Origin of the sequence: Micromonospora sp. NPDC052213 (assembly GCF_040679695.1) — a bacterium.
In the GTDB taxonomy this organism is placed as follows: Bacteria; Actinomycetota; Actinomycetes; order Mycobacteriales; family Micromonosporaceae; genus Micromonospora.
The window spans coordinates 20057-43531 of the sequence record NZ_JBFAVI010000024.1; the positions used below are offsets into that span (position 1 = coordinate 20057).

Genomic DNA, 23475 nt, shown 5'->3' on the forward strand with positions numbered 1-23475 from the left:
CCGGCGTCCTACAGCTCGAGCGCGACCGCGTCGGCGCTGCTCGCGTTGCGCTCGACGTCGGTCATCTCTGTGACGGTCAAGGTCAGCGCGTAGTGCTGGCGGGGGTCGAACTCGGGGAACTGGTCCACCCGGTCGAGAACCTCCCCCACCAGCTTCTTGAGGAACAGGCGTGGGGCCACCCCCACCTTGCCGCCCAGCCCGCCGGCGATCGCACGGGCCAGGTCGCCGAGATACCCGTCGCCGACGAGGCGGCGCACCCGGTCCGGCGCCGCGGATCCGTCCGCGTACAAGTCGCGCACCCGTCCGCCCAGGTCGACCAAGGAGTCAACGGTGAAGCCGGGCAGCCGGATCTGCACCGCGCGCGGGTTGTCGAACCGGGCGTCGGTGGTGAAGTCGACGGCGAGCCGCTGGGCCAGCGGCGCGAGCCGCTGCACGCCCTGCGGCCCCTCGTAGAAGGCCGGGGTGCCGGTGATGACCAGGTACAGCCCGGGGAACCGCCCCGAGTGCACCTCGTCGATGAGCTGACGCAGCGCGTTGAGGGCCTTGTCCCTGGCATCCGATCGGACGCGTTGCAGCGTCTCCACCTCGTCGAGCACGAGCAGCAGGCCGGGATGGCCGCTGTCGCGCAGCACGGCGAGGAGGCCCTGCAGGAAGCTCAGCGCGGCGAAATGGTCCAGATCCCCCTTGACGCCGGCCACTCTGCGAGCAGCGGCGGCGACGTGCGGTTGGCCGCCGAGCCAGGCGAGCACGGCGTCGGCCGTCGCCGGGTCCCCGTCCAGGGTGGCACGGCGGTAGCCGCGCAGGGCGGCGGCGAAAGCCGGGGCGCTGCGGCTCACGGTGGCGAGCCGCTGGTCCAGCAGCGCGGCAACTGCCCGGTCGAGGGCGTCGGCGTCGTCGGGCGCGACCTCTCCGGCTGCGAGGACGTCCTCTTCGAGGGCGTAGAACCAGCCGTCGACGACCGGCCGCAGCGCGCTCGGCGGGAACGTCGAGGTGCTCAGCCGCTCCGTGAGCCGCCGGTAGACGGTCTCCAGCCGGTGCAGCGGGGTCTCGTTCTCCGAGACCTGCACCTCCGCCGTGGCGAGGTTGGCACGTCGGGCGCGTTCGGCGATCCACCGGGTGAAGAACGTCTTGCCGGAGCCGTACTCGCCGCGTACGGCCTTGAAGACGGACCCGCCGGCGGCGACGGTGTCGAGATCCTCGCCGATCGCGGCGCCGAACCGGTCGAGCCCGACCGCGAACAGGTCAAGGCCCGACGAGGGCACGGCGCCCCGCCGCAGGGCGTCGACGACCTCCCGGCGGCGGGCCGGGCTGACGCCGCTCACGAGGGGCCTCCGGGCAGGCGGAACTGCTCGCGCAGCAGCCGCAGGTCCAGCCGTACCGTGCGGCCGTTGTCGGTCAGCGAGAGCACCGGGTAGTTGTCGACGTTGAAGATCCGTTGCAGGGCGTTGACGAAGCCGGTCGCGCGGGCCGGCACCTCGCCGGCCCGCTGGGCCAGCACCGCCGCCGGCAGCACGCCCTTGGCGTCGACCAACGCACGCATCGCCGCCTCGATCTTCCGCTGATCCACCCGACGCGGCGTCAGGCCGTGCTGCGCCTCGAACAACTCCGTGGCGAGCAGCGCCGCCACCGGGTCGCCGTCGCCCGCCGCCGGCGCCGCCGCGGGCGCGGTCGTCGCCTCCGGTACGTCGAACAGCGCGTCCCCGGTGACAGCCGGAGCCTTCCGGCGCGGCTTGGGTGCCGCCACCGGCGGCGCGGGAGCGAGCGGCGACGCGGCGGGTGCGATCGACCGCCACCACTCCGGCTCACGGGCCTCGACGGGCGCCCAGCCGACCGGCGGCTCGGTCACGTTCGGCAGCAGGAAGGCCAGCAGCGGGATGGTCACCTCGGCGAGCGAGGCACCGCCGTGGTAGCCCGCCTTGCTGGGTCGGTAGCGCAGCAGCGGGTCCCACAAGGCGATGATCCGCTTGCCCTCGGCGACGACGCGCGGACCGGTCAGCTCGATCTCACCCGGCCCGGTCGGGCCGGGGCCCGTGCGGTGCCGGGCGGAGGCGGCATCGGCGGCCTTGACGTGCTGGCCGCCGCGTTCCAGGACGTGCCCGTGGTCGCTGGTGACGACGATCGCGCGGCCCGAGGACCGCGCCTGGTCGAGCAGGCTGCGCAGGAACCCGATGTCGTCGAGCTGCCACCCGGCCTCGTCGCCCTCCCGGCCGTGGGCCAGCGACTCGTCCACCGTGTTGATCACCACGGCGACCACGGGTGCCGCGCCGGCCACCGCCGCCGCCAGCTCGCCGGCCAAGACCTCGCCCGCGCCGCCCCGGGCCGGACCCTTGTGGAAGATCCGGGAGCCCTTGCCCCAGCGGCCGTCGGCGAAGAGCTTCTTCTCCTGCTCCTGGTGGCCGCTGCGGAGTGCGCCGGCGAAGAGCGAGGTCCGGGAGACAGCGGTCAGGGTGGGCAGCGCCGCCACGACGCCCCGCCGGCGTCCCGCTCCGGCCCCGGCGAGCGGGTCGTACTCGACCCAGTGCTGGGACAGCTCGTCGGCGAGCTGCACCGCGACAGCGGCGCTCATCCCGTCGAGGACGACGAGCAGCACCGGCCGGTCGGCGCGGATCAGCGGCTCGACGACGCGCGGGAGGACGTTCTCCACGGTGAGCAGGCCGCCGTCGCCGCCCGGCCCGGCGGTCGCCCACGCGCCGAGGCGTCCGGCGAAGGCGCCATCGAGGTCCCGGCGACGCACCTGCGCGCGATCGTGGATCTGCCGGAACGCCTGCTGCAGTTCCGGGTGGGCGTCCTCGCCGGCCCAGACGTGGTTGAGCGCCAGGTCGACCCAGCCCCACTCGGCGATCTGCCGATCCACCCCGTCCGCGACGCTCTCGGGCGGCGCCACGTCCGTGCCGAGCCAGCGGACGAGGCGCTGCGCCATCCGGATTCGCGTGAGTCGCTCCGCCTCCGCCTCCGCCAGCCGATGCTCGGCGAGTTGTTCGACCGCCGGCTCCAGTGCGGTGTCCGCTGCGTCGTGCAGCCCGGAGAGCAGGGCTCGGGCCGCGACGCCGATCCGCTGGTTGAAGCCGGTGCGCAGGATCGGGCTGTGCCCGGCGCTGCCGGTCGCGTTGAACTGGATGAGCAGTTCCTCGGCGCGGTCGAGCACCGCGTGCCCCTGCCGCCGCACGTCCGTTTTCGGAGCGACCAGCAGGCCGGTGACCACCTGCACGGCCGCCTCGGCGAAGCCCCGCACGGTCGCGTCGTCGTTGAGGCCGCCGAAGTACTGGTCGACCCGCCCCTGGGCGCGTACGGCGTCGGCGCTGTCGGTGCTCCACAGCGCGTCACAGACCAGGCCGAGTGGCAGCGCCTCCGTGCCGTGCCCGGCAGCGATCAGCGAGAACATGGCCTTCGCCGGCCGACCGAACTGCTCCACGAGCCACCGGGCCAGCCCGTCCTGCTCCTCCTCGCGCAGCAGCCCGTACGCCTCCACCGCGCCCGGTTGGGCGCTCCACCGCAGCAGCGCGGCGACGTCGAGGGCATCCGGGCCCCCGCCCCGCCGGTCCAGGCCGAGGCGCACGGCGGCCAGGTGCCGCAGCGCGACGTCCCGGGTCAGCACGGCGGTGGCCAGCTTGGGCCAGCCCGCCGCCGGCATCGCGTCGAGCAACGCCACGCCGGCCCACGACTCCCGCTCCAGAGCGGTGTCCGACAGTTGCGCGCCGAACGCGTCCACGACGAGGTCCCACGGCTCGACCGTGATGACCCGCTGCCGGAAGATCCGGCTCCGGACGCCGTGGTGCAGCACGGACTCCGGAACGTCGGTGAGCAGCACCAGCACCTCGTCGCCGCGCTCGGCGATGAGGTGCTCCCAGACGGCGAGCGGCGAGACGCACGGCACGATCCGGGCCTGACGGCCGTCGGGCAACAGCATCGTCGGGTCGTGGGGCCACGCCGGTTCGGCGCGCACCACCATCACCGGGTACGCGTCACCGTTGCGGTGCCGGTCGAGTTGCTGCGTCACCTTCTGACGCAACGCCACCGGGCTGATCCGCAGCGCCTGTGCAGATACTGGTGCCTGAGTCACGGCACGATTCTCCAGCTCACCTCGATCGTCGCGTCCTGGTGGGCAGCCGCGAAGGCGCGAAGCTTCTCGACCGCCCGGTCGACGTCGGCCGCCGGAACGGCGACCTCGCTCCTCGGGGCGACCACCGTGCCGCCGCCGTCGCCCGGCTGGACCTTGCTGCCGGGATCGCGGACCACGACATCACGAGGCCGGTCGTCGATCGGCTCCCGGTTGCGCGTCACGCGACGGATCAACGCCACCGCGTCGGACTGGGCCCGGCGCAGGGCCGGGGACAGCGGGGCGGTCAGCTCGTCGGCCTGGCCGACCCGACGCAGCTCGGTGAGGATCGCCGCCGCCTCGGTGGCGTACGGTGCTCCAAGGCCGCTGATGATCTCGAAGTTGTCCCAGGAGACGCCGGCCAGGTCGGCCGACACCTGCGCCGCGCTCTTGATGCTCTTCCCGGTGCGGTCGGCAGGCCCACCGAGCTCGGCCCGGGCGAGGCGCTCCACGGTCTCCACCGCCGATCGCGCGTTGGACAGCCCCTCCAGCAGGTCGGCCGCGGCACGGGCGGTGCCCAGTCGACCGCTCGCCGAATCCTTGTCGATCCCCAGCCACCGCGTGTGCTGGTCGAGCCGCGCGACCAGTCCGTGTGCCGCCTCGCGATACCGGTTCGCCTGGATCGTCAGGTCGCGGCCGAACATCGCCACCAGCCGTCCCCGCCGCAACGCGATCGGCTGGACGCCGAAGATGGCGGCGGAGCGGGCGCGCGCGTTGTCCCAGTCCTCCTGGCTGGGCAGCCGTTCCTCGCGCAGGGTGTGATCTGCCCCGATCTTGCCGACCTCCGGGGCCGGGACGACCTCGCTTCCGTGGAGGTAGAAGGCACGGTCGGTCTGTTCGGCGAAGGTGGCCACGACGAGCTGCGCCACGATCGGGTCGAGGCCGCGCGCCTGCGGCTCGTCGATCCAGCGCAGCAGGTCGGCCACCCGCAACTCACCCTTGATGCCCTCGGTGGCGGCCTTGTGGTGGAAGTGCTGGGTCCACTGCCCCTCGATGACGAACGCGGCCTCGTGCATGGTGCCGAGCCCGAGCGGGTTGGCGATGCGGCGCAGCGTCTGCCGGTGGGCCCGCTCCACCTCGACGCGCCCCTCGGGCGACTCGACCGCCCGCCGGACGTGGTCGAGGACGACCTTGACGTCGGGCAGGCGTACGGCCTCGCCCTTGCGGTCGGGGTCGAAGTCCGGGTGGGCGGGGAACTGCTGGCTGAGCATCTGGTCGCCGAGGCTGCGCAGCGCGTCGTTGAAGGTGGCGCCCATGGGCAGCTTCGGCTCCAGAGCCCGGGTCAGCGACTGGAGGTGGTCGTCGAACCCGAGCTGCACGTCGGTCGGCTGCTTGCCGGCCAGCCCGTACGCCTGACGCAGCACGGCCTGCATCTTGGCCAGCAGCGCGCTGCGCTGGTTGGTCAGCGCGGTCTGCGCGCGGCGCCGGTCGTCGGGGTTGAGGTGCTCGGCGTGGCTCTCGAAACGCTGGCCCTCGAGCAGCTTGTCGATGATGACCAGCTTGCCCAGCTCGGTGCGGCGCTCGACGGTGAGGGCGGCCGGGATCCAGCAGACTGTGCGGGATGTCGTCCGGCTGATGAGTTCCTGCACCCGCTGCCGGTCGTCGGCCGGGCCGTGGCTGCCGTCGTCGAACGGGTAGTCGATGATCATGCGCCAGCCGGCGGGGTCGTTCGGGTGGAACGCCTCGTCCCGGATGTCGTGCGGGTCGCGGACGTTGCCGTAGACCAGCTCGATGGTGCGGCGGCTTCCCCGCCAGGTGAGCCCCGCCTCGGCGAAGAACGAGTCGCTCCACGGCACGCCGAGTTGCTGCCAGAGCAGCCGCTGCACGAGGTGCTTGCGGGCACCGTCGTTGTCGTAGTGCTTGGCGGTGGCGAGGACGCTGTCGACGTCGACGCCGACCAGTTCCAGGGAGACCACCGGGTCGTCGCCCTCGCCGATGCGGATCTCGGCGAACCGGCCCGCCCAGTCGGTGAGCTTGCGGCTGACCTGGGCGACCTCGCCGCCGGGGATCGGGCTGGTGATGCTGCCGTGGTTGAGCGCGGACAGCCGCCGGGCGGTCAGGTTCCGCAGCGCCGGCACGCTGGGCGCGAGTGCCGCCAGCAGCAGCGTCTTGATCAGCCGGTCGTCGCCGGTGAAGGCGCGGATCCGGCCGGTCGTCTCGGCGGGTTGGGGGTCGCCTCGGCGGGCCGCGTCGAGGTCGTCGTCGGTGAGGTCGTACTGGCCGAGCAGGTGCGGGCGCAGCTTCAGGTCGTAGAGCTTCTGGGCCATCTCGAACTCGGCCTTGAGCTTCTCGGTGAAGGGCTGGTCGCCGCCGCTGCTGATCACGTCGTAGAGGTCGCCGAGCGGCACGAGCTGACCGAGGCGCAGCGTGTCGCGACGGTCGACGAGCAGCTGGCGCATCAGCTTCAGCGCGGTACGGGAGCGCTGCAGCGCGCTGGAGACGTGCACGAGCGTGGAGAGGAACGCCGGGCTGAACGGGTACGTCGACCGGAAGGCGTCGATGTCGGCACCGCTGCCCGAGTCGGTGCCGAGCAGGGTGTCGAAGACCTCCCGGCGTACCTTCGTGGTGGCGTCGAACGCTCGGGCGATGGCATCGCCGGCCGTGGTGTCGCGGGGTTTGAGCAGCCGGCGGCGGGCGATCTCCGGGAGGTTGCGGTCCTCCAGCTTGATCACGTCGAAGCGGCCGCTGGCAAGGTTGAGGGTGTCCTGGTAGCTCAGCTCGTTGGCGCCTGTCACCTCCTCGCCGACGAGCTCGCGCAGGTCACGCTGGCGGGCGATGAAGCTGATCACCGGGATGGGCCGGCGGGTGTCGCCGCCCTCGACGAAGTTGGTGATCTTCTGGATCTCGCGGGAGACGAACTGCTGGTCGCCGATCGAGTTGGCGAGCCAGAGGATCAGTTCGTCGAGGAAGAGGATCAGGCCGTGGTAGCCGAGTTCCTTGGCGTGCCGGCTGATCTCGGTCAGGCCCCGGTCGAGCGAGACGAACGCCTCCGCGTCCTCGCGCGCGTTGCTGAAGAAGCCCTTGTTCCAGCTGGTCAGCAGGTCGTTGACGAGCTTGCGGCGCAGCTCGTCGGAGTACGCGCCGGCGAACGCCTGGTCGAGCCGCTCGGGCGTCCAGAAGGTCTCGCTCTCGCCCCACTCGTCCTCGACGTCCCCGCCCGGCAGGCCGTCGATGAACTGCGTGTCGCCGATCTTCTCCCGCAGCGAGGCGGCCTGGTCCAGCAGCGCGTCGGTGCGGTGCACCGCCGGGATGGGCGCCTCGGGGTGCAGCGCGCGGACCCGGTCGACGTAGCCGCCGAGCACCCGCTGCTCCAGGGAGCGGGCATCGAGCAGGTGATAAGGCACCAGCAGGAACTTGCGGCCGTCGAGCCAGACGCTGTGCTTCGCGACCAGCGGCGCGAACTCGTCCCGCCCCCGGGCGACGGGCTCGCCGCGCAGCAGCGCGTGCAGCACCGCCATGAAGTGCGACTTACCGGAGCCGAAGGAGCCGTGCAGGTAGGCGGCCTTCGAGGCGTGCCCCTCAACCGCGGAGCGGATCAACCCGAGCGCCTCGTCGAAGTTGCCGAGCAGCCGGTCCGTGACGACATAGTCGCGGAGGGTTGCGTCAGCGTCGGCGACGCTGTCGGCGAGCCTGAGCACGAAGTCGCTCGTGCTCGTGCGCTCCGGGATGTCGATGAACTCCCGGAGCAGCGGCGCGGGGCTGGGCGAAGACATGCTGCATACCGTACCGAGAAACGAGTTAAGCACACCCACCGAGCCGACCAGGGTTCGACGTGTGGCCGATAGGTTGACCGCGGGTGGCACTTGCCGCCGCAACTCAACAACGCAGCGGCTGTCAAATCCACGACCGCTGCCTTCGGCCCTTGTTCCGCCTCCCCAGCTTTGCAACCATGTCTGTTTCAGCAGTCGCGTCCTAGCCAGTCCCGGGACTGCACTGCGAGGGTTCATGCACGGCCCCTACCCGGAAGGCGTGTTCGACGGTGGATGCCAACACCTACTCGTTGAAGCAGATCCTGACGCAGGATCGGCGTTACGTCATTCCGACATTTCAGCGGGACTACGAGTGGACCCTGGACGGCCAGTGGGCTCTGCTGTTTGAGGATCTCGTGGAGACCTCCGATCGCCTGTTCCAGGCACGACAGCAGGCGGCAGCCAGCGGTGAGTCGCTGGCGAAGGCGGACAAGAAGGTCCCGCCGCACTTTCTCGGCGCGATCGTCTGTGACCAGTTGGCCGCCGCCGCCGGTGGCCTTGACCTACGCGCTGTCATCGACGGGCAACAGCGCCTGACCACCGTTCAGCTTGTCCTGCGGGGTGTGCTGGACGTGCTGATTGAGCACCGGTCGCCTCGCGCGAAGCAGGTGCGGCGACTGCTGGAGAACCACCCAGACATCATCGAATCACCCGAAGAGAGACACAAACTCTGGCCTCGTCGCAAGGACCGGCAGGTCTGGCCGATCGCGATGGCGGACGATCTACCCGAACAGGGCACGCACCTATACCTCCAGGCTCGGCGCTACTTCTCCCAACGCACTCGAGAGGCCGTAAAGGGTGCTGAGCCTGAGCGCTTGGACACCCTCGTCGACGCGCTGTTGGACCTCTTCAAGCTCGTGGTCATCGACCTCGAGGACAACGACGACGCCCAGGTCATCTTCGAGGTGCTCAACGGACGGCAGACTCCCCTGTCCGCTGCGGACCTGGTGAAGAATCTGTTGTTCCTGCGTGGGGAGTTGTCGGACGAGAAGGAACTGGAGAAGGTCTACGACACCTACTGGGCACCATTCGACGAACAGTGGTGGAAGACGGAGGTCGGCCGAGGGCACGCCCAACGCGGCCGGCGGGATGTCCTTCTCTCCGGATGGCTGACCGCCGTGTCCCGGTCCGAGGCGAGCGTCAGCCACCTCTACAGCCAGGTCCGAGGTTACCTGGACAGCGCGGGTCGGAAGACCGTGGACGTGCTGGCCGAACTCCACGACTTCGGACGGGCGTACCGGGTGGTCGTCGGCGCCGAGCCCGCAGAGTCGGAGTCGCTTCGCCGGTCCTACCAGAGGCTCGACGCACTCGGCATCACGACCGTAACCCCGCTGCTGATGTGGCTGCGCACTCTGCCATCCGACTACATCTCGGCGGCCAGCCATGCGTCCGTGGTACGCGCCGTCGAGTCCTGGGTCGTCCGCCGGCTTCTAGTCGGTGCAAACACCCGCGGCTACGGCAAAGTGTTCGTCGACGTACTGAGGGCTGCGGACCAGGCACCGGCCGCCGACGCGTTGCTCATCGACGCCGTACTACGGGTACTTCACGGCGTTGACGGCACACTCTGGCCCGACGACGACGAACTGGCCAAGGCGTTCGTCACCCGCAAGTTCTATGGAAACCTGACTCAGGAGCGGATCCGCCTGGTGCTCGGCGCGATCGACCAGCATCTCCGGGAGACCAACCCGAAGACAGAGCCCGCCGACTTCCAGTACGAGAAGTTGCAGATCGAACACGTCATGCCGCGGCAGTGGCGGCAACACTGGCCGTTGACCGCGACAGACGACGCCGGCCGGTTGCTCGAAACGCAGCGACGGGACGAGGCGATCCACCGGATTGGCAATCTGACCCTGGTCACACCGACCTTCAATGGTTCGGTTTCCAACGCTGGCTGGGCGGTGAAACGTCCTGAGTTCAGCCAACAGTCCATGCTCCGCATGAACGGTCCGATCGCCTCCCATGCTGATTGGTCCATCGACGCGATCGAGGAACGAGGTCGAATGCTGGCGGCTTTGGCAGCTAAGGTGTGGCCTCGCCTGCCCGCCTCGGGGAGCATGCCTTCGTAGAGGAAGGGCATGCGCGGAATCTCGGACGCCTGGAGGCCGATGCCCGTGCACTCGGAAGACGGTTTGCTGAAGACCGGCGCCGATCTGTGGCGGACCTTGGTCGAGCAGGGCCAGATCAAGGAGAGCAGCTTCGACCTCGCTCTCCGTGAGGACGTGCGGGTCACGTTGGGGCTGCCCTCGCACGGGAGCTTCCTACAGCAGCTCGTACGCCGTGGTGTGTCCGCTCAGGCGCTCCTCGAGGCCCTGCTGTCCGCGATCCAGCCCTTCAGCGCGATGCTGGTGGAATTGCTCGCCTGCTACGACAAGGTCAGGGCCCGCCTCGCCGACCAGCGCAGCCTACGGATCGTGTACGACTTCAACGCCGCGACCTCAACAGTCGTACCGCTTGAGCATTTCCGGGACCAGGTGCGTCAGTGGTCCCTCACGACCGCCCGAGTCGCCATACGGACATGGTCCGCCGATGCGCTGGGCTCGCTCTTGTCAGACTTGCAAAAATACGCAGGGCCGGACGACGACAGACTTGGCGACGTCCTCATCGGCTGGCTCCAAGCAGCGACAGGTGGTCGCCTGCCGGTGGGTCCGCCGCCGCTTCCGTCAGTAGGTGAGCCGGCAGCCGATCGCGCGCTGGAACGGGTGTGTGGCCTCGCCATGGAACTCGCGAATCAGGCTCTGCTCTCCCCGGATGACGAACGAGAGCAGAGTTTCGGGTTCCAAGGCCGGTGGATAGGGGATCTGGTCACCACGGCCGCCGCTGCTGCCAGCCGCCTTCGCGCAGATCTGGATCGCGGGGCCCCCGGCAGGGCACGGACGCTGGCCGACGCCATCCGGGTCCACTTCGACAGGCGACCAGTGGACTCGCGTGACCGACAGATCCGACAGTCCCACTTGATCGACATCTTCAACTTGCCGGTCTGGGGACAGCGTCATGCCATCTACTCAGCGTGGACCTTCAGCCGAATCGTGAGCGCTATCGGGTGGGAACGGACCGACATACATGTGGTCGACCAGGCGTTGGCCTTCTCCCGGCTCGGCACTCATCTCGCGACGATGCACGTGAGCGGTGAACGGCTGCACCTGTATGCCGAATGGCGCACCCCGCTCACCAATCCAGTTGGCCGCGGCCGGACGAGGGCTATCCAGCCCGACTTCGTCCTCCTGCACGAACCCGTGACCCACGCCTCCAGCGGGCTGCTCGTCGTCGAGTGCAAACAGTACCGAAAGGGCAAGGCATCGAACTTCGCCCACGCGTGTGCTGACTATGCCACTGGCCATCCGCAGGCCTCGGTGCTCCTTGCGAGCTATGGCCGCATTCCATCGAGCACCATCGGTCTGATACCAGCCGGCCTGCAGCCCCGCGTACGGCTCCTCGGCGACACCCGTCCGGGCTCGGCGCTCACCCACTTCACGGACGCAGTTCGCGAGGCACTCCCACCACCACCGTCCAAAACACTCATTCCCGGCACGGTGATCGCATTACGGTGGAACGACTTCCCTTGCGACCTAGATCTTCACCTGCTCCTACGGGACGCAGCTGGGGCCGTCATCGACATCATTAACTTCAGCAACCCAGGTCAGGTGGACGAGCCGCCGTGGGTCGAACATTGCCAGGACATCCAGCACGGTCACGGCCCAGAGCAGATAGTCGTCGGTGCCCGCCCGCCGCACAGCGCGGAAATCTGGGTGCACAGATACCCGACGGACCCTACGCCACTCGCCCGCAGCGACGCCGAAGTGGAGATCGTGAATGGGAATGGCATCCGCGAGCTCGTCCTTCGACTTCCTCGGCGACCTACTCTTGCCACATGGTGGCGGGTGGCGACCTTGTCCCGGCACGCGGCACCAGTCGTCCACGACGAGCTTTTGACACATGGCCCTGACACGCCGTCATAGGTTGCTGCTTGCAGACGCTTTCCAACGGATCGACGGGGTGACAGCAGGGTGAACGCAGGTCAGCCGGCAGCCTCGTAAGGTCGGTGGCCTTGGCGTTGGATGGCCGGGCAGAGCCCTGCCATCCAACCGTCCCCCGGACTCGCCGTGGGCGCACTGCTGTGACAGCCCAGCTTAAGATGCGATCAAGTGCAACGATGCATACGTTGACGGTATGCATCGATCACCGTTGCCGCTGACCATGAGCCTTGCGATCGTCGCTGTCATGGTCGGATGTACGTCCTCTCCGGCCCCGGACTCGACCGCCCCGGAAACGAGTCCATCCGTGGATCTCGAAGAGGCATGCTCCGACCCTAGGTTCACGCCGCCAAACCGGGATGAGCTCTGTGGGTCGGCGGAGGAAACTCCCCAGTTGCAGCGTGCAAAGATTGGGCAGGCGTTCGAGTACACCCAGACCTTCAGCGACAACACTCCGCCTGCCCATTGGCGCATCACGGTGACGAAACTGGTCTGCGGCATCAGGTCGATCCCTCGCGCAGCCGCCAACCCGAAGTGGCAGGGAGAATCCGACGTCCCGCAGTACATCACTGCCACCCCTGAGCCTGGTAAGGAGTTCTGCCGGGTCGATGCGACGTTGACGAACATCGGCAAGACGCCGGGCTCGTCCATGGACTTCGCAGATGTGGTGATCGACAAGGGGCAGTTTGCGTCGTCAAGCAACGACGACGAGGTAACGAGCAACCTCAACAACCTGCTCAATGAGGACACGACCACAAACCCTGGGGACACGGTCAAGGCGGCCAGAGTGTGGACTGTCCCGACCGGATCAACTCCTATCGCCGTGCTGTTCCCGTTCGAGACAGTCTTCTCGGGACCGACACACCGAATTGAGATGTAACTTCAGGGCGGGAGGGCTAGGAGGAGTGAGGAATCTCTAGTTCAAGGGGCGTGCACTCTGGCCCCGGCTCCTGCTCGACGCCGTCGGCAGCAGAGGATTCATCAATATCCACATCTACGACTTCCGCATCTACGACTCGCTGCTTCGGCTTCGCCAGTTCCGAGCCGGACAGGTGATCCTTCAGCCTCTTGGACATGGGGAGGAAGGTCGCAAGAGTAAGCCCGCCCGACACGACAGCCCCGACGAGGGGGATCGCCTTTGAGACAGTCTGTGCGAAAGTCTGCTTGGTCATCTGAACGCCAAGGTAGCTTGCCACCTTTTTGACCACTGGGTAGATAACGCCCTTGGTGAGTGCCTTCTGCGGTAGTTTCTTGACAACTTGCTTGGAGATCTCACCCGAGATTTTCCCCACGGCAGCGTTGGCCGACTGGGTGCCGAACATCACGCCCACGAAGAGGATGAGCATCCCTTTGGTCGCGTCGTCGAGCTCGTCGCTGTCGGCTGAGAAAAGGTCCGGCCAACTATAGAGGTAGGCAAGTTTTTGTGCGATTCGGAGCATATGGCCGAAGTATTGGGCCAAGTCGGCGGGCACAGTGGCGGGCAGGAACAGCAAACCGGGTATCCCAGCAGCGGCAGAGAGAACGCTGGCCTTGGCAGCCTCGTAATGGATGGAATCGTCTGCCGCCTTATCGAGGACTTCGAGAGGGATTCCCGCTGCTGCGGGGGTCTCTTCGATTGCTCGGCGAATTTCGTCCTCGGAACAGTACTTCATCAGGGCACTCTTGAGATATTCATCCCTGCTGATGCGCACGCCCGGAAGACTTGCTGCGCTCACCAGCACTGCGGAGAAGCGCGCCTCCGGGTCCTCGATCGCTTGGCTCGTGGCCACAGCATGAACCTCCCCATCTGATTCCTGTAGAAAACCGTCGCCGAGGAATGCCCCGGACGTGAATCCGCCACCTATGCCTTGGCTTTGCGGCCGCGGGTGGCCTTCGGTGGCCGCCACGACGTGAGCGCCTCGTCGGTGAGGTGCAGGCGGTTGGTGGTCTCGGCGAGGAAGCCGTCGTAGATGTCCGCCGGCGAGGCACCCCACTCCGGGTCGAACTCGCCGTGCCACTGGCGTACCCAGGGGAGGATCTCGCGCAACCCCGCGACCAGCGGCAGCAGCCGGTCGGCGGCCCAGCCGTCCTCCTGCTCGCGGGCCACGATCAGGGTGGCCAGGGCCTGGGCCTGCTCGCGATGGTCCCAGCCGGCCCAGCCGACCAGCAGCGACGGGTCACCGTCGCGGCTGGCACCCGGGTACGACACGAACCGCTCCTTGGGCACGTCGAGCTTGCCCCGGTGCTTCCAGTAGCTGCCCTTGAGGAAGTCCGCCGAGGTGTACTTCGGCGGCACCGGGATCTGCTTGCGGAACTCCCGCTTCGCCGCCTCGTCGGGCAGCGCGTCCTCCTGCCGCTGCAGGTCCCACACGTGCTCCCAGTCGGCGCGCTTGGTCAGCCCGGAGTCCTTGTAGCGCAGCGCGGCCAGGTGCGGCACGTGCTCGTCAGCGACCAGGTCGGCGACCACCTTGCCGAGATCCTGACCGGGCGCGTAGAGGTTGGCGACGGTGAGCACGTCGTCGTCGCGGCGCAGCTCGTCGGCGAGCTGGGCGGTGGTCAGCGGGCGCGGCTGCTCCAGCCCGTCGACGTGGTGGTACCACAGCTCGCGCGCCTCGCACCGGTCGAGCAGCCAGTCGCGCAGCGCCTTCGCCTGCATCGCGTCCCAGCCCTCGGTGGCCCAGCGCCGCTTGCACTCTGGCCTCTCGATCAGCCCGATGTTGCGGTTGCCCTCGATGACCGCGATCCGCCGCTCCACGACCGCCTTGTACTCCGGGGACCAGTGCGCCGGCAGCTCGGTGATCGGCGTCGACCCGTGCCGCGCGAACCACTGCGTCTCCAGGCCCTCGTCGCGCATCTTGCGCGCGAGCACAATCTCGAAGGCCCGCTGCCCGAGCTGCAGCATCGGCGGCCGGACGCTCTCCGGGGCGGTCAGGTCCTCGTCCAGCAACCCGTAGAGCGAGTAGACCTGCCAGTCCAACTCCTCCTGCAAGCAGATCATCGCGCCACGCAGGTAATACCACTCGTAGCTGGCGGCGTCCAGCCGGTCGCGGGTGGGCACCCCGGATGCCGCGACCGCCGCCGGGCTCACCGTGGCAAGCCGCTGCGCCGCGCCGTCAATCTCCCGGCTCAATTCGAGGGGGTACGCAGACGGCAGCGGAAACTCCTGCAGCTTGGTACCGGTGAACTCGTAGAACTCTTCCCACTCGTCGCCTCGGTAGCCCTCGTTGACGCCGCCATTGCCCTTGCCATGGCTTACCTGCTTGAGCCAGAAGCACGCGGTCGAGCTGTTGAGCAGCCCGAGCAGCCGCAGGTGATCGTCCTCCGACGCCCTGTCCGGCAACTTGATCACCGGCGCCGACTGCTTGAAGACCTTCCCACCGCGGTCCAACACGAAATGGGTATGCGTAGACACGAACGCAAACACAATCGACAGCGGTGTCCGATACCTCTCGGGGACCCAGCGGTACCACGTCCACCACGGATCGTCCGAGTCTGCGCGCGTCTGTCCAGCGAATCCCGTGGTAGATCCGAGGACTCGACGCAACGACCACAAATGCCTACCCCAGGTTGCCCTGATATCCAATGGCACAGGCTTGAGATCGACCCCATAGGGCACGATCGCATGATCGTCAGGAACGATGTCCCAATCACGTACGACGTCGCCGGTGACCAGCGGACGGCGCAGCAAGTCCGTGCCGGCCCGACGGAACCAGGCTGGTGGTGCAAAGAATGCCTCGTCTTGGCCGGGGAAACTCGCAAACCCGATCGCGCCATTAATCCTGCGCTGGAGCGCTGTCCGGTCGCCTGCTTCCAGGGTCACCATCAGCCCTGCTGCCCCGCCACCGCTCAGGCTCCACGGAAAGGTTTCGAGGTCTCCACGGGCAGTATCGGCGGCGCTGACCCACTGGCTCTCGGAACCAGGGTCGTCGACCTGGCCGACGATGGCCTGCCAGACGAGGCCCTCACTCGGGTTATCCGGCGCGCTCGGCTCACCGCGAATGCCCATTACCGTTCGGATCGTGCCCACTCGGCCGCGGTTAGTGTTGCGGCCAATCAGGATGACGGTTGGGGTGCCGTGTCCAGGGATGTAGGCGCCGGAGGTGTCGATGACGTGGGTCAAGTTGACCTCGACGGCGAACAGCTTTTCAATCATCTTCTTGCCGAACTCGCGCTTCATGAAGGAGTTGGCAGTGATCTGGCCGACGTACCCAGCGCCTTTGCCCTCGCCATCGCCGGGCTTCGCAAGCTGGAAGAAACGCTGCGCGAAGGGCACAGAAAGCGCATACTTGCCCGCGCACGCGTCGTACATCTCGCGGTATGCCTCGTTCAGGCCCTTGTCCTTAACGGTGATATAGGGCGGGTTGCCCACGACCACGTGGTAACTGCCGGGGCTGAGGATGCCCGAGTGCTCGTGCACGTCCTCGGTCGCGTAGGCAAACTCGGTCATCGGGTCGTCGCCGAACAGCATGGCCTGCCGCCGCTTGATCAGCGAGTCACCCACGGCGAGGTGCATTGGGAAGACGTACCCGGCCGAATCGGCAAGCGTCTTGACGCCGCACTCACGCAAGGCGGCGACAAGGAGACGGAAACGGGCGATAGCGACGGCGAAGGGGTTGATGTCGACGCCGTGGACGGCGTCGAGGGCGAGGCGTACCCGCTCGTGGGGGTCGCGGTTGGGGGCGTACTGCTCCCACTCCTTTAGCAGCCGCTCAAACGCACCGAGGACGAAGTGGCCCGAGCCGCAGGTCGGGTCGATCATCCTGACGACATCGTGGCCGAACTCGTCGATCGCCGGGGTGAGGGTCAGGTCGAGGATGAACTCCTCGACGAACTCCGGCGTCTGGAGCAGGGCGTAGGTCTTGCGGGCCGCCTCGGAGAGATCCTGGTAGAGATCGCCGAGGAAGCGGGTGTCCCACTCCGGGTCGGTGAAGTCGTGCGTCAGGCCGCCGGTCTCGCCACGTCGACGCCAGAAGGCGATCAGGCTCTTGGCCTCGTCGTGGGACAGCGGGATCTGGTAGAGCGGGTTGTGCCGCTTGTCGAAGAGTGACTTGCCGGCCTGGGTGCTGGCGATGGCGTCGAAGCCCTGGTGCAGCCAGTCGCGCAGCGTCTTGTCGGGCTGGTCGCGGAAGAACTGCGCCTCGGCCTCCTCGGCCAGCACCAACCGGTCCCCCGGTCCGGCCAGGTAGGGGTCGGGCAGCAGACCGTTGTCCTCGCAGAAGCGTACGAAGACGGTGCCGAGCACCCAGGCGACGGCGACCTGGGTCACGCGCTCGTCCCGCCAGGCCGCCCAGGTGGCGGCGGTACGCCCGACCTTGAAGGCGTGGTCGTACTCGCCACGCAGCTTGAGGCGCACCTCCTCGACCGACTCGGCCTGCTCCCGCAGGTCCTTTTCCAGGTTCTTGACCTGCTTCTGCAGGTCGGACAAGAGCAGCTTCCGGTCGATCACCCGACGACTCTAGCCGTCCCATCGACAGGACGGGGCTACCCGTAAGGTCCGTTTCCGTCGCCGGCCCGCTACCTACGGCTCCCGCGTCCAGAGCTTGGGATCGTTCACGAAGACCCCCTTGCCTTGGTGGCGACGGACGGCACGCAATGCACGACCCGGGCGGCAACGTACGCCATCACGTGTTTCAGTCATCGCGCTAGGCGAGCGTTGATCCTGTCTACCGCCTCGTCACGTGCCGAGGCGTCCGAAGACCACACCGTCGTGTTCCGGCTAGGAAGAACAATGAAAACCACCCGGCTTCCTGTCGTGGTGGTGATACGCAGCCGTGGTGGCGTATCGGCATGGGCGGTGACGCTCTCGATGTCCGCCAACGCGATCCGCGGACACGGCCCAAACCTGCTATTGGGGTGAACGTGACCGCCTCGTCGGTCAGCACGAGTGTCCCGCCGAGCAGGGCGAGCCGTCCCGCAAACGAGGTACCCGAGGAGAAGGGCAGGCTCGCCACCCACCGGTCGTCGCCGCTCGTCATAAGTGGATCCTCACCGGGCCGCCTGTTGGAGTCGTCATTTTTGCAAGGCGGCACCACAGAACTGCCGTCTGCCGGCAACAGTAAGGTCTGCTTCGGTCAGGGCCACTGGGTCAGTTGCCGGTCAGGCCTGGCGGCGGCGTCCGCTTCCAAGCCCAGGTCTCCAGTTCCCCCCGGTCGATCAGGACGATGCCGAGTTGTCGCGCGAGCCGAACCCCGTCGCCGGCGGTGAAGAGCCCGTTCGTGACGATCATGCACAGCTCACCGCCGTGCACCTCCCGGCAGGTGCCGGCGAACCGCTGGATGGCGGCGCTGCCCACCCGGTTCGTCAGGCTCTGTCGCTTGCACTGCACGACGACACGCCGGCCGTCCGGGGCGACCGCCGTGACGTCCGCTCCCCGATCTCCGGAGCCTCCTCGGACCTGGACATGCCGGAACCCTGACGCCGCCAGCAGCCTCGCGAACCACTGCTCGAACTCGGCGCCGGTCATCGCGTCGGTCACCGCGATGGCCCGATCGCGCTCGGCCTGCTCAGCCCGCCAGCGTGCCCGCTGCCTGACCCTGAGCACCAGCAGGGCGGTGGTGGTCGCGGCGGCCACGAACACGAGGAAGATCGACCAGTACGGGTGCTGCTGGACGAATTCGACGACCAGCACGACCAGGGCAAGGACGGCCAGCCCTCCGAGACCGACGCCCCAACCGTTGACCGACCCGCTCTGCGGACGGCCGCGCCGCTCGGACCCGCCACCGGCCCGACGCCGCCTGCGATAGTGCGCCCGGACCCTGGACCCGTTCCGGCGGACGTGAGACTTCACGTACGGCATGCGGCACCTCCGAGGGGACGAGCACTCAGTTTCCCGCCCCGATGTGACAGACAGGCCGCAATGCCATCGACACTGTCAGCTACCCGTCACTACGAAGACAACCGGTTCGGTCGAGTGCCGAGTCGGCCTGTCCCGCTACCTACGGCTCCCGCATCCAGAGCTTGGGATCGTTCACGAAGACGCCTTTGCCCTGGTGCCGCCAGATCACCCGCAGCGCTTCGAGCCGCACGTAGACCTGCTTGACGGTGGACGGGCTGACCTTGTGTGTCGCGGCGAGCTGCGTGATTGAGGGCAGCTTGTCGCCCGGCTTGAGCTTCTTCGCTCTGATATCGGCGACGATCTCGTCGGCGATGCGGATGTAGTCGGCGGTGATTGGCATGACTCCCCCTGCGTGGCACGCCAATTCGATCACGCAACGACACCTGGCAACAACTCATCGTTTGACTCGGGTGACTGGGACAGCTAAGTTGATGACCGCCTCTCCCCTTGCGTGGCAACAAGGCGTAGAGGCATCCCCCTGGTCGGGGCGGGTGCCCGTGCCCGTCCCGACCCGCCGGGCTGCTCTGCTGTCGTACCGCTGAATCGAGCTGCGGCGGCCGAGCGGGCGGGTCGTCCGCGGCCCCACGCGGACGACCCGCCCTTCCAGACCCACCGCGCGGAGCCTGCGCGCTCCCGCCTGCCCGCAGAGAGGATCGTCGTGGCTCAGATGTATCGAGGCGGCCAGGCCTACCCGGCCGGTTATCCGGGCCGGTTGACGCCGCACGAGGTGCGGACCCGCGAGTTCGCCGCGCGGCGGCGCGGCGTCGACCCGGTGGAGGTACGCGAGTTCCAGGCCCGGGTGGCCGACGAACTGGCCATGCTCAACGAGGCGGTACGGCTGCTCAGCCAGGAGAACGACCGGGTCAAGCGGGCGCTGCGCGACTGGCAGACCATGCACGCGCGGGAGTGCCGGGCACCGCAGGAGTACCAGCACAACTCCGGTCACTGGTGACCGCGCTCCCATCCCCCGGCGATCTGCTCGTCGTCGACGGCCGGGCCTCCGTGCAGTTCGCCGGGGACCGCGCCCTGACCTTCCGCGTCGTCTCGGTCTCCGACCAGCCGACGTACGCCGGCTGGATCTGGCTGACCGGCTACGTCCTCGACCGTCGCGGCAACGCGACCGCCAAGCGCGAGATCTACGTCCAACTCGCCGGCCTCCACCCGGCCCGCCCTCCCGACCCCACGGCCCGCCGCACCCCACGCTCCCGCCGGGCCTCGTCCCCTGCTCGGCGGCGTGATCAGGACAGCGCCGCGACCCGCGCCCGCTCAGGGCTGCGTGCTGGGGCCGAAGCCGGGTGACGCCATCGGCGCAATGGGTGGCACGGTAGTGCCAGCAGGTGCCGTCCACCTCGAGGCGACCCACACCGGTAGGGCCGCTACCTCGGCGGCTGACGATCGGGGGTGGCCGGCCGCCGCTGCGGGTGAACGGTGGCGTTGCCGGCCGGTGCGGACGCACCAACCACCAACTGGTGCGCGACCCGGAGCGCCGGCGCCACGGTCTCGTACAGGTAGGGAACGCCGTTGAGCCCTCCCCACCGGTAGCTGCCCCGCGCGGAGGGGTTGGTGAACGCCGCGACGAGGGTGTCGACGCCCGCGATTCGCACCCGTTCGAGGCGTGGGGCAAGGTTCCGACGCCGACTCATCAGCTCAGTGAGCACCTTGCCAACCTGGACGCCCTGCACGATGCACAGCGTCGGCTCCAGGATCTGGATCGTCGCTGCCAGGTGCGGGAGACAGTTGCGGCTCATGGTCGCGTTGCTCAACGACCTCTGTCCGTCGGCCGTGGCCGAGCAGAGTCGCAGGTTCGCCATGGCGTACGCGTCGAAGAGATGCACGGGTTGCCGTACCCCGCTCAGGTAAAGTTGCTCGCCTCCGCGGTCGCTGCCCGGCTCCCGCCCCACGGCGAGCCGGAGCGCACTGGCAGTGCCCTTCATGTGCGGATTCCGGCGGTTGAACGGCAGCTCGGCGGACTCCATGACCTCGGCGTGGCGCTGTTCAAGAGTCACGTGCTCTCTCGGTCGCACCGTGTCCATGGCGACGACCAAGATGCGGCACGGCACTCCGCCCAACGTGAGGTCGTAGTGACGGCCGACGTGCGAGAGCTGCCCGGCGGCGAAGGACACCTCGGGCCGTGGTGCCCCGCGTCCGTCGAACAGGACGCTCCGCCGACAACTGCCCAGCTTCCGGCAGACGCACTCACCCGACGAGCCGAGCACCTGCGCGCTCATGTACTGGCGCAGCCTCTCGACGCGCCTGGCTGTGGCGAGAGTGTCGCTTGCCGCGACGCGCTGCCGTGCGGAGGTCGTCATGACGAGAAGTTAGCGACGCGTGACTGGTCAGGCCAGCGCGCAACGCGAAGAATCAACCTCGTGACCGGGACCTTGCGCCAACTGGCCGCCTTGCTGCGGGCTCGCGACGCACTGGACGCCCAGATCGCGGCGCTCACCGGGCGATCGGCGCGGCCGGGTGACATCGGCGAGTTCATCGCCGCACAGGTCTTCGACATCGAACTGGTCGGTACGGCGACACAGGCCGGCTACGACGGCATCTTCCGATCCGGTCCGCTCGCCGGCCGGACCGTGAACGTCAAGACCTACGGCGACGCCTTCGCCGGCATCGACATCAGCCCGCACACCTGCGACTTTTACCTGGTCCTCAGCGGGCCAGCCCGGCCCCCGGGCGCCGTGCGGCACCACCGATGGCGGATCTCCGCTGCGTACCTTCTGGATGCCCGACGCCTGCTCGAAACCCTGACGGCCAGGCGCGTGAAGATCGAAACCGCGACGAGCATTCGCAGAGGCGACCTCGACGTCGCCCAGGTCTTCCCCACCGCCGGGGCGAACGCCCCGATACGCCTCACACCAGAGCAGGCCGCGCTGCTGTCGCTGTTCGGGTAGCCCGCTCCCACCACTCGGCCGCCGGCGACGAATAACCGTGCGAAGCGGGGACGGCTGGTCGCACCGCCCGGAGCGGACTGTCGTGATATCGACACACGCGAGGCGCGCCCACGATCAGCTTCCACACCGACCGGTGCACAAGCAATAGACGATTCCCCGCAAACGTCGATTCATCGTCAGCGTGATCAATATCGGGAAGAGCGAACCGTCCTTGACAGGCATTTTGGCGTTGGCATACTGGGCCGTGACCGCTCCCCCGGCGTGCGCAATCACAACAGATGCGGTGATCCATGGACGACCTGTCGGCAGCAGGCCTGGCCGCCGCAGCGAGCGCGGCTCTCATTCAGGCCATGGTCTCGGACGTGTGGCTCGACGTGAAAGCCCACGCGGCACGCATTCTCGGTCGCGACGAGACGGATTCGGTGGCCCGCGCGGACCGGGTCCTGGAGGATTCGCGCGAACGGCTGGTCGCTGCTCCACCGGAGCGCAGGGATGAGGCGTCCGTTCTGGAGGCGGCCCGGTGGGAGGGTCGGTTGCAGGCCCGGCTCGACGAGGACCCGGGCTTCGCCGTCGCGGTACGGGACCTGCTCGCGGCGGTCCGGGCGGCCGGCGGCCCCGTCGACCAGTCCGCCACGGTGCAGCAGAACGTGACCGCCGGCCGGGACGCGTACACCGCAGGCCATGATCTCACCGTGGATCGCCGCGATCGAACACCATGAGCGACGCGTGACCGTGCCCCAGCAGGACGTCAGCGCGCGGCGTGACGGCTATGTCGCAGGCCGGGACCTGCACCTGCATGTGGCGGGGCAACAGCTCAGCCTCTATCCGGAGGAACGCTTCGCCACGCCGCTGACCTACGATCGCGCGCGGCCGATCTTCGTGCAGTATCTGAATCCGGAGATCCGGTCCTGCTACGGCCGCCCGCCGACGGCCAGTTTCACCGAAACGGATCTGTCGCAGGCGCTGCACGCGACGCGGCTGGCCGTGCTCGCCACCGACGAGCACCTGATCCTTCCGGCGTCGTACCTGTTCGAGGTACCGAGCCTGTCGGTCTTCCTGACCCGGATCAGGTCGCTCGTGGTTCGCGGCACGGTCCACTACTCGTCGCACATCGCCGACCTCGACTCGTACGTGGAACACAAGGCCGTCGAATACCGCAGCGACGTCCGCAACCCCTACGAGCTGACCCCGCACCGCAGCCTCACCGACGGCCTCGTGTGGCGACCCCGCTACGCGCAGAACACCGCCACCGACATCGGCGAGAGCTGGCGCGCCGCGCTGGAGCCGGACGGTCAGTTGGCCGGAACCCTCGCCGGCATCGCCCGCCGCTGGCCGGTCCGGCTGGGTGACGTCGAAACGCACCTGCGGGAGGTGCCGGAACGGCTCGACGGGCAGGCGTTCATCAGCCGGTTCGTCCGCGCGACCGTCCCGGTGACGCTGGAGGCCGAGGAACGGGCCAGGGTCGACATGTTCCTGTCCCGCGAATACCTCGCCAGCTACCTCCGCGACCTCGACGCCGCCATCGTCGCCGACTTCGACTTCGGCGACTTCTCCTGCGGGGTACGGCAGATGCAGGCGCCCCTCGCGGACCGGGTGCTCTCCGCCCGCTCGTTCGACCTCGGCCTTCGTTGGCTCGGCATCCACGAATTCGTCCACCGCGGCGCCCGCTGGCGCGACCTGCTCTCCCTGCGCTCCACCGCCGAGTTCGGCGCCGTCGCCACCGCCACGCAACACCCGGTGCTCCGGGCGCGGCTCCGCGAGGCGGTTATCCGAGGGCGGAAGCGCATCAAGTTCCAGAACGCGGCGACCGTGCAGCAGGCACACACCGTGGTGTCCGTCGTCGCCAGCAAGCTCGATGTCACGTTGAACCAGACGGATCCCGACCGAAGGGCACGATGATGGTGATTTCCGTTTACTGTTCCGGATCGATCATTAAAGGGGCTGGCGA

16 protein-coding genes are annotated in these 23475 nt (G+C 68.4%); 8 read left to right on the forward strand and 8 right to left on the reverse strand.

Annotation, left to right across the window (positions count from 1 at the left end; all coding sequences use genetic code 11):
- Nucleotides 1–8: 8 nt before the first annotated feature.
- Genes brxD through AB0L34_RS09130 form a run of 3 tightly spaced genes read right to left on the reverse strand, consistent with a single transcriptional unit; the run spans nucleotide 9 to nucleotide 7809 of the window.
- Nucleotides 9–1322 (reverse strand): BREX system ATP-binding protein BrxD, encoded by a 1314-nt coding sequence (gene brxD, locus AB0L34_RS09120; protein WP_363703263.1) that lies wholly within the window; start codon nucleotides 1320–1322, stop codon nucleotides 9–11.
- The gene (pglZ, locus tag AB0L34_RS09125) at nucleotides 1319–4060 is read right to left on the reverse strand and encodes a BREX-2 system phosphatase PglZ (RefSeq protein ID WP_363703264.1); all 2742 of its coding nucleotides are present in this window, start codon (nucleotides 4058–4060) and stop codon (nucleotides 1319–1321) included. Before pglZ ends, brxD begins: the two co-directional genes overlap by 4 nt.
- Entirely contained in the window at nucleotides 4057–7809 is a 3753-nt protein-coding gene (locus AB0L34_RS09130; protein ID WP_363703266.1) for a hypothetical protein, read from the reverse strand. Before AB0L34_RS09130 ends, pglZ begins: the two co-directional genes overlap by 4 nt.
- A gap of 266 nt (nucleotides 7810–8075) precedes the next feature.
- Here AB0L34_RS09130 and AB0L34_RS09135 point away from each other — a divergent pair, with 266 nt between their 5' ends.
- The 3 genes from AB0L34_RS09135 to AB0L34_RS09145 all read left to right on the forward strand — a co-directional run bounded on the left by AB0L34_RS09135 (nucleotide 8076) and on the right by AB0L34_RS09145 (nucleotide 12696).
- The gene (locus AB0L34_RS09135) at nucleotides 8076–9911 is read left to right on the forward strand and encodes a DUF262 domain-containing protein (protein WP_363703268.1); all 1836 of its coding nucleotides are present in this window, start codon (nucleotides 8076–8078) and stop codon (nucleotides 9909–9911) included.
- Nucleotides 9912–9920: 9 nt separating this feature from the next.
- Nucleotides 9921–11801 (forward strand): hypothetical protein, encoded by a 1881-nt coding sequence (locus AB0L34_RS09140; RefSeq protein WP_363703270.1) that lies wholly within the window; start codon nucleotides 9921–9923, stop codon nucleotides 11799–11801.
- Nucleotides 11802–12123: 322 nt separating this feature from the next.
- On the forward strand, nucleotides 12124–12696 hold the full coding sequence (locus tag AB0L34_RS09145; protein ID WP_363703272.1) for a hypothetical protein: 573 nt from the start codon (nucleotides 12124–12126) through the stop codon (nucleotides 12694–12696).
- A gap of 16 nt (nucleotides 12697–12712) precedes the next feature.
- On the opposite strand, the gene AB0L34_RS09150 is transcribed toward AB0L34_RS09145, so the two are convergent.
- The 4 genes from AB0L34_RS09150 to AB0L34_RS09165 all read right to left on the reverse strand — a co-directional run bounded on the left by AB0L34_RS09150 (nucleotide 12713) and on the right by AB0L34_RS09165 (nucleotide 18970).
- Complete coding sequence (locus AB0L34_RS09150) at nucleotides 12713–13702, reverse strand: hypothetical protein (protein ID WP_363703274.1); 990 nt, start codon at nucleotides 13700–13702, stop codon at nucleotides 12713–12715.
- A complete protein-coding gene (pglX, locus tag AB0L34_RS09155; RefSeq protein ID WP_363703276.1) occupies nucleotides 13657–17241 on the reverse strand; it encodes a BREX-2 system adenine-specific DNA-methyltransferase PglX in 3585 nt (1194 codons plus the stop codon). Before pglX ends, AB0L34_RS09150 begins: the two co-directional genes overlap by 46 nt.
- 639 nt (nucleotides 17242–17880) lie before the next feature.
- The gene (locus AB0L34_RS09160; protein WP_363703278.1) at nucleotides 17881–18423 is read right to left on the reverse strand and encodes a restriction endonuclease; all 543 of its coding nucleotides are present in this window, start codon (nucleotides 18421–18423) and stop codon (nucleotides 17881–17883) included.
- Nucleotides 18424–18730: 307 nt separating this feature from the next.
- Nucleotides 18731–18970 (reverse strand): winged helix-turn-helix domain-containing protein, encoded by a 240-nt coding sequence (locus AB0L34_RS09165; protein WP_357097455.1) that lies wholly within the window; start codon nucleotides 18968–18970, stop codon nucleotides 18731–18733.
- A 327-nt stretch (nucleotides 18971–19297) separates the two neighbouring features.
- Between AB0L34_RS09165 and AB0L34_RS09170 the strand changes: the two genes are divergently transcribed.
- Nucleotides 19298–19582 (forward strand): DivIVA domain-containing protein, encoded by a 285-nt coding sequence (locus tag AB0L34_RS09170; RefSeq protein ID WP_363703314.1) that lies wholly within the window; start codon nucleotides 19298–19300, stop codon nucleotides 19580–19582.
- Complete coding sequence (locus AB0L34_RS09175; protein ID WP_363703280.1) at nucleotides 19579–19929, forward strand: hypothetical protein; 351 nt, start codon at nucleotides 19579–19581, stop codon at nucleotides 19927–19929. The genes AB0L34_RS09170 and AB0L34_RS09175 overlap by 4 nt, the downstream gene beginning before the upstream one ends.
- A gap of 77 nt (nucleotides 19930–20006) precedes the next feature.
- On the opposite strand, the gene AB0L34_RS09180 is transcribed toward AB0L34_RS09175, so the two are convergent.
- Nucleotides 20007–20939 carry a hypothetical protein gene (locus tag AB0L34_RS09180; RefSeq protein ID WP_363703282.1) on the reverse strand — a complete coding sequence of 311 codons (933 nt, stop codon included), beginning with the start codon at nucleotides 20937–20939 and terminating at the stop codon, nucleotides 20007–20009.
- 60 nt (nucleotides 20940–20999) lie between these two features.
- Here AB0L34_RS09180 and AB0L34_RS09185 point away from each other — a divergent pair, with 60 nt between their 5' ends.
- The 3 genes from AB0L34_RS09185 (at nucleotide 21000) to AB0L34_RS09195 (ending at nucleotide 23426) form a co-directional block, all read left to right on the forward strand.
- Nucleotides 21000–21527 carry a hypothetical protein gene (locus AB0L34_RS09185; protein ID WP_363703284.1) on the forward strand — a complete coding sequence of 176 codons (528 nt, stop codon included), beginning with the start codon at nucleotides 21000–21002 and terminating at the stop codon, nucleotides 21525–21527.
- Nucleotides 21528–21817: 290 nt separating this feature from the next.
- Nucleotides 21818–22246, forward strand: a complete 429-nt coding sequence (locus AB0L34_RS09190) for a hypothetical protein (RefSeq protein WP_363703286.1) — start codon at nucleotides 21818–21820, stop codon at nucleotides 22244–22246.
- A 7-nt stretch (nucleotides 22247–22253) separates the two neighbouring features.
- On the forward strand, nucleotides 22254–23426 hold the full coding sequence (locus AB0L34_RS09195) for a hypothetical protein (protein ID WP_363703288.1): 1173 nt from the start codon (nucleotides 22254–22256) through the stop codon (nucleotides 23424–23426).
- Nucleotides 23427–23475 lie beyond the last annotated feature (49 nt).

Excerpts from the sequence above, each read along its gene's own strand:
- AB0L34_RS09165 (WP_357097455.1), bottom strand. The coding sequence starts at position 18,970 with ATGCCAATCACCGCCGACTACATCCGCATCGCCGACGAGATCGTCGCC.
- AB0L34_RS09180 (WP_363703282.1), bottom strand. The coding sequence starts at position 20,939 with ATGACGACCTCCGCACGGCAGCGCGTCGCGGCAAGCGACACTCTCGCC.
- AB0L34_RS09190 (WP_363703286.1), top strand. The coding sequence starts at position 21,818 with ATGGACGACCTGTCGGCAGCAGGCCTGGCCGCCGCAGCGAGCGCGGCT.
- AB0L34_RS09170 (WP_363703314.1), top strand. The coding sequence starts at position 19,298 with ATGTATCGAGGCGGCCAGGCCTACCCGGCCGGTTATCCGGGCCGGTTG.
- AB0L34_RS09130 (WP_363703266.1), bottom strand. The coding sequence starts at position 7,809 with ATGTCTTCGCCCAGCCCCGCGCCGCTGCTCCGGGAGTTCATCGACATC.
- AB0L34_RS09140 (WP_363703270.1), top strand. The coding sequence starts at position 9,921 with ATGCGCGGAATCTCGGACGCCTGGAGGCCGATGCCCGTGCACTCGGAA.